The sequence below is a fragment of the Prevotella sp. MGM2 genome (assembly GCF_002933955.1).
Classification (GTDB): domain Bacteria; phylum Bacteroidota; class Bacteroidia; order Bacteroidales; family Bacteroidaceae; genus Alloprevotella.
Genome location: NZ_BEWW01000258.1, coordinates 1 through 8,259 on the forward strand (window position 1 = coordinate 1; position 8,259 = coordinate 8,259).

Annotated in this window: 6 protein-coding genes; 3 read left to right on the top strand and 3 right to left on the bottom strand. The window is 50.7% G+C overall.

Annotated features, from left to right (window positions below):
* Positions 1-321 precede the first annotated feature (321 nt).
* Positions 322-981 (bottom strand): uracil phosphoribosyltransferase, encoded by a 660-nt coding sequence (gene upp, locus C5S62_RS06380; protein WP_104404561.1) that lies wholly within the window; start codon positions 979-981, stop codon positions 322-324.
* A gap of 389 nt (positions 982-1,370) precedes the next feature.
* On the opposite strand from upp, the gene pckA reads away from it, so the two are divergent.
* The 3 genes from pckA (at position 1,371) to C5S62_RS06395 (ending at position 4,927) form a co-directional block, all read left to right on the top strand.
* Complete coding sequence (gene pckA / locus C5S62_RS06385) at positions 1,371-2,975, top strand: phosphoenolpyruvate carboxykinase (ATP) (RefSeq protein WP_104404562.1); 1,605 nt, start codon at positions 1,371-1,373, stop codon at positions 2,973-2,975.
* A 239-nt stretch (positions 2,976-3,214) separates the two neighbouring features.
* Positions 3,215-3,829 carry a TetR/AcrR family transcriptional regulator gene (locus tag C5S62_RS06390; RefSeq protein WP_104404563.1) on the top strand — a complete coding sequence of 205 codons (615 nt, stop codon included), beginning with the start codon at positions 3,215-3,217 and terminating at the stop codon, positions 3,827-3,829.
* Positions 3,830-4,312: 483 nt separating this feature from the next.
* Positions 4,313-4,927: a hypothetical protein gene (locus C5S62_RS06395; RefSeq protein WP_104404564.1), complete on the top strand. Its 615-nt coding sequence runs from the start codon at positions 4,313-4,315 to the stop codon at positions 4,925-4,927.
* A 204-nt stretch (positions 4,928-5,131) separates the two neighbouring features.
* Here C5S62_RS06395 and C5S62_RS06400 read toward each other — a convergent pair whose 3' ends face one another.
* On the bottom strand, positions 5,132-6,142 hold the full coding sequence (locus C5S62_RS06400; protein WP_104404565.1) for a hypothetical protein: 1,011 nt from the start codon (positions 6,140-6,142) through the stop codon (positions 5,132-5,134).
* A gap of 47 nt (positions 6,143-6,189) precedes the next feature.
* Entirely contained in the window at positions 6,190-7,998 is a 1,809-nt protein-coding gene (locus tag C5S62_RS06405; protein ID WP_104404566.1) for an aminopeptidase P family protein, read from the bottom strand.
* Positions 7,999-8,259: the final 261 nt, after the last annotated feature.

Below are 8,259 nucleotides of genomic sequence, written 5' to 3' on the forward strand. Positions count from 1 at the left end.
TTTTAACACAATTTGCTTTCCGCCGGAAAATTTCGTATCTTTGTAACAGCCAAGCGGGACCTCCTTGTGGAAAGTCCCGCTTTTTCAGTGTTTTTGAGGCATATTCCAGCCATTTTCCGCCCTGTTTTTCGTGAAAATTCCCCGTATTGCAATTCAAATTCCAAGTATTCTTGTTAAAAATCCAATACCGACTTTTCCTCCTTCACTATTTACAACCTATATTTTAACACGCCGAAGTGTTTCGGAAAGTTAAATATGTTAAAGTCGGCACATCCTGCATCCGTCAGGAAATGTTCTCATATCAGTGAGCGGCCAAAGCCTTCAGAGCGAAACTTTTTCGCCAAAGGACAAATCGCCCGCATCGCCCAGGCCGGGCACGATGTAGGCAGCATCGTTAAGATGCGGGTCCACCGCGGCTACCCACAGCGTCACGTCGTCACCGGGAAAAACCTTCTGCAAATGAGCTATGCCGGCCTCGGAGGCTATGACGCAGCAGATGTCGAGCCGGCGCGGCTTTCCCATGCGCAAGAACGCGTTGTAAGCCAGCTCAAGACTACCGCCGGTAGCCAGCATGGGGTCGACAAGCAGGAAGGTACAGTCGTCCAGACGCGGAGCGGCCATATAGTCCAGACGGATTTTCAAGTCCTCACGGCAACCTTCTTCGCGGTAGGCCGCCACAAAACCGGCGTCAGCCTGGTCGAACACATCGAGAAAACCCTGATGAAAGGCCAGTCCGGCGCGCAAGACCGTGCCGATGACTATACGGTCGTCAAAGGTCATCACTTCCTTCACGCCCAACGGCGTACGCACCTCCTTGGGCGAATAGGCCAGCGTGCGGCTCAGCTCGTATGCCATGGCGTGCCCTATGCGTTCCAGATTACCGCGGAAAAGGGGGCGGCTACCCTGATAATCCACATCGCGTAACTGCGCCATAAAGCAGCTCACCACCGAGGGACTTGTTTCCAGATTGATGATTTTCATAAAGAGATATCGTTTAGCTTATTTATTTTAACAGGCGCAAAAATACGAAAAAACAAAAAAACAACACCGAAGCCCCGCGAAATGTCACTGCCGGCACCAACTGCGCCTGAAAGCCTCTCCTTAAAGCGCATTTTGCCAAACGTACTTGACAAAAAACTTTCTTACGGTACAGGACACACTGAAAATGAGTTAAGAAATAAATAATAAGAACAACAAAAAAAACGAAAAACCTTTAAAGCTAAATCTTTTTTGTAAATTTGCTACCGCAAGGAAAAGGTCTGAACCCCGCCTACAAAACGATAGTTCAGCCCCAAGGCCGTTTGCGGCCGTCCGGCAGAAAAGAACAATAACCCCGATAACATAACTCATCACTTTAATTATAATCAATTATGGCAACATTAGATTTAAGCAAGTACGGTATCACCGGCGTGACTGAAATTGTGCACAACCCCTCTTACGAACAACTTTTCGAAGAGGAGACCAAGGCAGGCCTCGAAGGCTTCGAGGTAGGCCAGAACACTGAACTCGGTGCCGTAAACGTCATGACGGGTATCTACACCGGCCGTTCTCCCAAGGACAAGTTCATCGTGATGGATGAAAACTCCAAGGACACAGTATGGTGGACAAGCGAAGAATATAAAAACGACAACAAACCTGCCTCTCAGGAAGCATGGAACGTAGTTAAGGAACTGGCACAGAAGGAACTCTCCAACAAGCGTCTCTTCGTTGTCGACGGTTTCTGCGGCGCCAACAAGGAAACACGCATGTCCGTCCGCTTCATCATGGAAGTAGCCTGGCAGGCACACTTCGTAACCAACATGTTCATCCGTCCCACTGAGGAAGAACTCGCCAGCTTCGAACCCGATTTCATCGTCTACAACGCTTCAAAAGCCAAGGTTGAGAACTACAAGGAACTCGGCCTCAACTCCGAAACCGCCGTTGTGTTCAACATCACCAGCCGCGAGCAGGTTATCATCAACACATGGTACGGCGGCGAAATGAAGAAGGGTATGTTCTCCATGATGAACTACTACAACCCTCTCAAGGGCATCGCCTCCATGCACTGCTCGGCCAACACCAACATGGAAGAAACCAGCACCGCCATCTTCTTCGGCCTCTCCGGTACGGGTAAAACAACCCTCTCCACCGACCCGAAGCGCAAGCTCATCGGCGACGACGAACACGGATGGGACGACGAAGGCGTATTCAACTATGAAGGCGGCTGCTATGCCAAGGTCATCAACCTCGACAAGGAAAGCGAACCCGACATCTTCAACGCCATCCGCCGCAACGCCCTCCTCGAAAACGTAACCGTAGCAGCCGACGGCAAAATCGACTTCGCCGACAAGAGCGTAACCGAAAACACCCGCGTAAGCTACCCCATCGACCACATCGAGAACATCGTGAAGCCCATCAGCAAGGGTCCCGCAGCAAAGCAGGTAATCTTCCTCTCTGCAGATGCCTTCGGCGTTCTGCCTCCCGTATCTATCCTCAACTCCGCTCAGGCTCAGTACTACTTCCTCTCCGGCTTCACCGCCAAGTTGGCAGGTACGGAGCGCGGCATCACCGAGCCCACCCCCACCTTCTCCGCTTGCTTCGGTCAGGCATTCCTCGAACTTCACCCCACGAAGTATGCCGAAGAACTCGTTAAGAAGATGGAGAAGAACGGTGCCAAGGCATATCTCGTCAACACCGGCTGGAACGGAACAGGCAAGCGCATCTCCATCCGCGACACACGCGGCATCATCGACGCCATCCTTGACGGCTCTATCGACAAGGCTCCTACTAAGACCGTTCCTTACTTCAACTTCGTTGTTCCTACGGAACTCCCTGGTGTAAACCCCGCCATCCTCGATCCGCGCGACACTTATGCTGACGCAGCACAGTGGGAAGAAAAGGCCAAAGACCTCGCAGGACGCTTCATCAAGAACTTCGTGAAGTACCAAGGCAACGAAGCCGGCAAGGCTCTCGTAGCAGCTGGTCCTCAGCTCTGATTGTCCGATTTCAATCTGACACAATAAAACCGTCAAACCGCCCCGTATGCCTTTTGCGTGCGGGGCGGTTTTTCAGAAAAAGCCCCCGGCTCATAAATATAACCAGGGTTACAATCACCCCACCAGTCATTGAACCCCGAACAGCCAGCCGTGGAAAACGCCCGCCCAGAAAAGAAACGGCACCTTATACAGGTGTCCCGCACACATTCCCCGAATAAAGAAAAAAACAAGCAGGAACAATGAAAATAACCCGTGAAAAACTTCTGCAGGACGCCTTTGTCCTATTCATGCAACACAACTACGAAAAAGTAAGCTATACCATGCTCACCCGAGCCATCGGATTATCCAAAGCCGGCATGTCATATTATTACCGCACCAAGCAGGAACTTTTCATGGCCGTAGTAGACCGTTACGTCTTCAATGTACACGACGCAGACGCCAAGTTCACACCAGCAGCGACCTTCGCCGAATTTCTCGACAACTTCCTAGAGAATGTGCGGCATACCATGGAGTGGTACGTTACCATACTCAAAAAATCCGAATCCCCGGAGCAAACAGGACGGACGGCTTTCTCCAATTTCTTTTCCTTCATGCCGCAAATCCTCCACTACTACCCCGGAGCCGATGTACGGATACAAGTTTTCTGGCAACGCTTTCTGACAAGTTGGCGACATGCCGTGGCGGCGGCAATAGAGAGCGGCGAGCTCAAGCCTGACACAGACATCGAACAAACCGCCGATATGTTCAACAACGTTTACCTAGGCATGTCCTTCATGAAATCATTTTCCACCGGACTCAACGTCGACGAGCTCAAACGTTCGTTTGAATATATATACGAGCGCATCAAAGCCTGACAGTAAGTAATCTTCGTGGCCGTTAACACATTCTCCTGCCATTCGCCATAATCTATATACGATCGCCCAAATATCCCCTGCCCTTTATCGCGCATTCCGTTCCACCTATAATAGGTCCCGTTTCCATCACAATACATATCATTCCACTCACAATACGCCTCATTTCACTCACAGCACACCCCGTCCCACCCACAATACATCACCTACCGTTCACAATACATCACCTATCGCTCACAATACATCTCATACCGATAGTCGCGTACCCTCAATCTTTTGCCATACATTCACTTTATATTTGCCGTATATCTTCCTTCATTACGACATATTTTCTATTATTTTCGACAGATTCTCAGGCTCAACCCCTCCTTTTAACAATAAAAGGAACTATTCCCCTCATTAAAAACCGACTGATCGGTCGGTTTTTAATAATATATTTCTATCTTTGCCCTTGAAAATTATTTATTCATTTAATTACAAAAGTTTATGAAAAAGATTGTATTTCTATCATCAGTAGTGGCATTGTTGCTTTCCGTTGCCACAGCCTGTAGTTTCGTTATCAAAACACAAGAAGAAGTATCAAAAGATTTTCTTTCCAGCGCGGAAAAAATCAGCCAGGACCTCGATCAGATTTTCCAATATGCCGGAACGACAGCCGATAAGGCAGAAATTATAGAAATCAATATGTCGCATTCTGCTGACGATACGACAGATATCAAAAACGACATATCGGCTGTGATTATCGATCCGGCCGACAAGAATCTGATAAAGAGATATTTCTGGTTCGATAATAAAGATATGCGTAATTCCTACAAGACGGAAGAGGTGACCATTACCGATTTTGCCGGTACGGAGGTGATTGAAGGATATGACAAGTATAAGGACATGATCACTACTTATGCTGATTTCAAACCTTACATTGATAATTATGACACTTACTGCCAGGAAGCCCTCAAGGCTGCCGGATATGAGGGGAACGGTTATGTGAGATATTTCAGTTATTCCAAGGAGAGAGGTGGCTCTATCACTATTGGCTATCGTGGCAAGGATGTGAGCAAATCCTTTGATATTGCCGAAGACAAGAAGCATATAAAGAAGTGACGCCGCATCAGTTCGTGGAGAACTACCAAAATATGTTTTGCCACCAGACGGTGCAGAAGTCCGCATACGGATAAGAGACGAAAAACAAAACGACGGTGTTTTTCACCGTCGTTTTGTTTTTCGTCTTATTTATTTCAATAGCCGGACGCATAATGACGAGTATACAACTGCCGGAGCAGAGTACATCTGCAGTAGCGGATGTGATTATTGTTCTACGCTGAGATCGCCTTCCGGCAGGTTGTCGGCATCGACGGGAGCGGCCTTACTGCCGTCCACAGTGTTACTGCCCATGTTATCGTTTCCAGAAGTTCCGTCGCCTGCTTCCATACTGTCCGCCGGCAGTTGCGTACCGTCGGAATAGCCGGCTTCGGGATCGTAGCTGTCTTCTTCTCCCTGTATCTGGTCATCGGCAGATAATTCCTCGGTTTCCGCATCGCCTATTTCTATGGCCGAACTTGAGAGGGAGAAATAGATGCCTAAGGCAACCACTGCAGAGAGCGCAGCCATTACGAATGCCGGAATGAATGTACGGTCGTTTTTTGTTTCTGACGGTTTGAATGCAAAGAATGAGGTTGTCAGAAAAAACGTTTCGCACACCGCCGCCGGTATGCAACCGTAGAAGAGCACGTCTGCAAAGGCTGAGCCGGCATACCAAGCCAATGTAGACAATTCGGCAAGGAGCGGCAGAAAAGCAAGTAAAAAGCCGTAAGTTTTGAGGTATCCCGCGGCATTTTTTCTGATTTTAAGGCCGAGAAGCATGGCCACGACCACTTCCGCTATGGTAACTATTATGGCCAGACAACGGACAATGAGCGACACCATCCCCATGCCTGTGAGCGAGGGCATTCCGGGAAAGGCATCGGCTGCCGGCCATAATACAACGAGAGCACATGCAATGAGAAAAAACAATCCGGAGAGCCGTTTCAGATGCGGAAGACTGTTCTTGACAGCAGTGTGAAGAATGCAGGCAACGGCAACATAAGCCAGATATTTCACCCAAATGTAAAACCAGGCCGGTGCAAAGTTTTTGAGTTGCTCTACTGCCAACTGCTCTTCATAGTTACCACTCAGAGTCACTTCATAATGAATTACGGTGGTGTAGAGTGTGAAGATGACGGCGGCCACAGCCAATATCACCTGTACCGCCAGTATGCCTGCGGCCTCCAGCCTCATGGGCAGCCGCCGCAGGAGGAGATGAGATGTTCTTATTTCCATATCGTTGTATGTCTTTTTAGAAATTAGAGTCAAGAGGGAAGTGCCTTTCACAACGGCATAGTGGCCTTATGGAGCCATGCCTTGTCGGCCGGATCGGCCAAGAGCGGTTCGAGGCGCCGGCGCACGGTGGCGTGGTAGTCGTTGAGCCACTTTATCTCTTCAGCCGAGAGCATCGTGAGGTCGACGGGCGCTGTGTCGATAGGACAGAGCGTGAGCGGCTCAAAGCGGTAGAAGCGGCCGTAATCCGTTTCGCCGTCCTCTACGGTGAGGAGTGTATTTTCTATGCGCACGCCGAAATGTCCGGCTACGTAAATGCCCGGCTCATCGGTAATTGTCATGCCGGGAAGGAATGGCACGGCCGTACAGGCACGCAGATTCTTGCGTATCTGCTGCGGTCCTTCGTGCACGCACAGCCGGCATCCTACGCCGTGTCCTGTTCCGTGTCCGTAATCATATCCTGCCTGCCACATGGCATAGCGTGCCGCCAAGTCAAGCTGTATGCCTGTCGTGCCCTGAGGAAAACGACAACGCGACAGGGCGATGTGTCCTTTGAGTACAAGAGTGTAGGCGCGCCGCTCTTCCTGACTTACCGGTCCGAGGGCGATGGTACGCGTGATGTCCGTTGTTCCGCAACTATAATGCGCCCCGCTGTCGAGCAGCAGAAGCCCTTCGGGCCGGAGTAAGGCGGCGCTCTCGGGCGTAGCCTCGTAGTGGACGATGGCGCCGTGGGGGCCATAGCCGGCTATGGTGGCGAAGCTCAGCCCTTTAAATTCCGGCTCTTCGGCGCGCAGGGCCGTGAGGAGTTCGTCCACACCGGTTTCGGTGATGCTCTCGCCAGCTGCAAGAGCTATTTCGAGTCGGCGCAGGAAACGCACCATGGCCACCCCGTCGAGTTCCATGGCGCGGCGGAAGCCGGCCTGCTCGGCCGGTGTCTTCACGGCGCGCAGCAGGGGTACCTGCCAGTCGATGAAACGGTAGTTCATGCGGTACGTCCGGCATTGTTTCACCATACATAAGTTCATCGTGCGCGGAAAGGCAAAAACCTCGCCGTGTGCAGCGTCCTCAATGAAATTTTTCCATCCTTTATAACGCTTCACGCTAACGGATATCCTCCCCAGATAAGCTCTGATTTCCGGCGACAGGCGGTCGAGATCGGTAAAGAGGGTGGATCGTTGGCGGCTCACCATGAGATACCCCACAAACACCGGATTGTATTGGATGTCGCATCCGCGCAGATTGAGCGCCCAGGCTATCTCGGAAAGGTCGTTAAGCACGAATATGGTAGCCTCGGGACACGCCTCACGCCCCATCTCGAAAATTTTCCTCAACTTGGCTTCGGCCGGCATGCCGGCTATGTCGTCGGGGACAATGGTTACCGTTCCGGCCGGCATACCGGGACGGTCGTGCCAGATGTAACGGAAAGGATCGCCCTCCGTGGCTTTGAGTATGAAATCCTGCTCATGTCCGCCAAAGATGTCGTCGAGCAGTTCCTGCGTCATCAGTTCGCCGTAATAGCCCACACGCCGTTCGTCCGTCAGTTGTTGGTCCAGCCAGTCGGCAATGGAGGGCGTTTGCGGCACCCCCTCGCGCATCAGCTCAAACGGTGTGCCTTCGAGTTGTTCCTCCGCCTGCAGGAAATAGCGTGAGTCCGTCCAGAGGGCCGCTCCCTTAGCGGTGATGACAGCCGTACCTGCCGAGCCTGTGAAGCCTGTGATCCACTGTCGGGTTTTCCAGTGGTCGGCCAGATATTCGCTATTATGCGGATCGATGGAAGGTACGATGAAAGCGTCAAGCCTTTCCTCCTCCATCCATTGGCGGAGCGAACGGACATTGACACGGATGTGTTTGTTTTTCATAAGCATGAATTTTTAAACCGCCCGTTTCAAGGGTTTCCGGTTTTGCAATATGATTAATTATGAGGGCAAAGTTACATTTTTTTTGGAAAAAGCCATTATCCTTTTTCCAAAAAGCAAAAAGTGCCCATAAAACAGCCGACTGTGGCCTGTTACGATTTTAACACTTCTTGCTTTCCGCCGGAAAATATCGTATCTTTGTAACAGCGGGGCGGGACTTCCTTATGGGAAGTCCCGCTTTTTCAGTGTTTTTCAGCCGGAATT